Genomic DNA, 2499 nt, shown 5'->3' on the forward strand with positions numbered 1-2499 from the left:
CCGACCGCGTTAGAGTTCTCACCGATGCCAGAGGGTCTTGAAACAAAAATTTTGCAAAACCGTGAAGCTCGTGCTCCATTATCCCTATATTTTCATATTCCATTTTGTCGTCATCTTTGCTACTACTGCGCCTGTAATAAAATTATCACCAAAAAAAATAGCGACTCAGGTGATTATCTACAATACCTCATCAAAGAGATTAAACATAAACGTCGCTTATTGGCTGTGCCAGATGGTAGTGATAAACCACTGGTTAAGCAACTACATTTAGGCGGTGGTACGCCAACCTTCCTAAGTGACAAAGAGATGGTACAATTGTGGGAGTTTTTGCAGACCCAGTTTGAGTTTTTACCTGAAGATGAAGGCGACTACTCTATCGAGATTGACCCACGTGAGTTGAGTGGCGAGACCTTAAAAGTATTGCGCAGCCTTGGTTTTAACCGAGTCAGCTTAGGCGTACAAGATTTAGACGAGACCGTACAAATCGCGGTCAATCGTGTGCATTCAGCAGAATTGATTGAAAACGTACTCACTGAAGCGCGTGAATTGGGTTTTCACTCTATTAATATTGATCTAATTTATGGTCTGCCGCATCAAACGCCTGCTACCTTGGACACAACGGTACGCCGTATCATCGAGATGTCACCAGATCGTCTGTCGGTATTTAACTATGCGCACCTGCCAGAGCGCTTTAAAGCTCAGCGTCAAATTAAAGACGAAGACCTGCCAGATCCAGCGGCTAAGCTCACTATGCTTGGCAATACCATCAATACACTGACTGAGGCGGGCTATCAATATATCGGTATCGACCACTTTGCCAAGCCTGATGACGAGTTGGCTGTCGCACAGCGCGAAGGCAAGCTGCATCGTAACTTCCAAGGTTACACCATCATGGGCGACTGTGACTTGCTAGGCTTTGGTGTCTCATCCATCAGTCAAATTGCCAATGCCAATACCCGCTACATCCTACAAAACGATACCGATCTACAAGCCTATCAAGCCAGTATCGAGGCGGCGCAGATCAACCCTGCTATCATGCCAGCGGTAAAAGTCATCAAGACTTCTATCAAAGATCGCTTGCGTGAATATGTGATTATGAATTTACTCTGTCACGATTATATCGACTTTAAAGACGTCAATCAGAAATTTGGCATCGATGCTATTACTTACTTTATTGAGGAAATTCAACAATTGGGTGAGATGCAAAAAGATAGGCTTGTTGATATGGACGCCGCTGGCATTCGTGTATTACCAAAAGGTCGCTTGTTAGGACGTAACGTAGCCATGGTATTTGATGAATATCTTGAGACAAAACATAAAGATCGCTTCTCTAAAGTCATCTAGGCTCATGAAACATAGAGCCAGTTATCAGTTATAAAAAAGACCTCACTCGAGGTCTTTTTTATGTACGTTTATAGTCGGCTATCGTCTGTTACACTTTTAACTTATCACCAACCATACCTTTTACGGTACTTAAGATATCTGCTGGCAATACCACCATTTTTGAGTTGTCAGATTCAGCCAGCTGACGAATCGACTTGATATATTGCTCACCAAGTAAGTAGACAATGGGCATCTCTTCATCACCCATAGCAGCGGTGATAAGACGAATAGATTCCTCTGAACCTTTAGCAAGCACGACTTGCGCTTCAGCATCACGGCGTGACGCTTCTAGGCGGCCGTCGGCTTCTAGGATAGCTGCTTGCTTTTGACCATCAGCACGGGTCACTGTTGCACGGCGTAGACGCTCTGCCGCTGCTTGCTCTTCCATCGATGCTTGCATGGTCGAGGAAGGATTGATGTCTTGGATCTCAACTGTCTTTAGGGTAATACCCCAGTCGGCAATGTCTTCTGAGATCGCTTGCTTGAGTAGTGCTTTGATCTCATCACGACTAGATAACGCATTGTCTAAATCCATCTCACCGATGATCGAACGTAAGGAAGTCTGTACCAAATTACGGATACCATGCTCATAATCTTCGATACCGTAGACCGCCTTGTCTGGGCGCATGATATTGATATAGGCCACCGCGTTTGCGATGATGACCACGTTATCGCGAGTAATCACTTCTTGTGAGGGAATATCAAGCACAATGTCTTTAGTCGTGACCTTATAAGCAATTCTATCCACAAAGGGGATAATGAGACTAAAGCCAGGCTCTAGCGTTTGCTGGTACTTACCCAAACGCTGCACCACCCACTTGTACCCCTGCGGTACGATACACACGCTTTTGAAAACGGTAAAAATGACTAGGGCAATTAATACAACCATCACAATACTAAGACCATTCATACTGTTTATGATACTGTTCATAACACTCTCCTTGAACCATTGCTATAAATGGAGCAGCAATGTCCTTTTTATTTAATATTTACAACGCTAGTGTATCGTATGGTATGACAAATAATGACTATGATAAAAAGGAGATAGCATTCTATGCTACTAATTAAATGTGAATAATCAAACCGTCCGATAAATTATTTATCCATAAACTTTTT

Annotated in this window: 2 protein-coding genes; one reads left to right on the forward strand and one right to left on the reverse strand. The window is 43.3% G+C overall.

Going from position 1 to position 2499, the window contains the following annotated elements:
• The coding region (gene hemN / locus ACS8FD_RS12965; RefSeq protein WP_439276204.1) for an oxygen-independent coproporphyrinogen III oxidase at positions 1-1344 on the forward strand (1344 nt) is incomplete at its 5' end.
• Between the two features lie 88 nt (positions 1345-1432).
• Here the strand turns inward: hemN and ACS8FD_RS12970 are convergent.
• The gene (locus tag ACS8FD_RS12970) at positions 1433-2293 is read right to left on the reverse strand and encodes an SPFH domain-containing protein (RefSeq protein ID WP_058369799.1); all 861 of its coding nucleotides are present in this window, start codon (positions 2291-2293) and stop codon (positions 1433-1435) included.
• Between the last annotated feature and the right edge of the window lie 206 nt (positions 2294-2499).

This window comes from Psychrobacter sp. 1U2 (genome assembly GCF_051847575.1).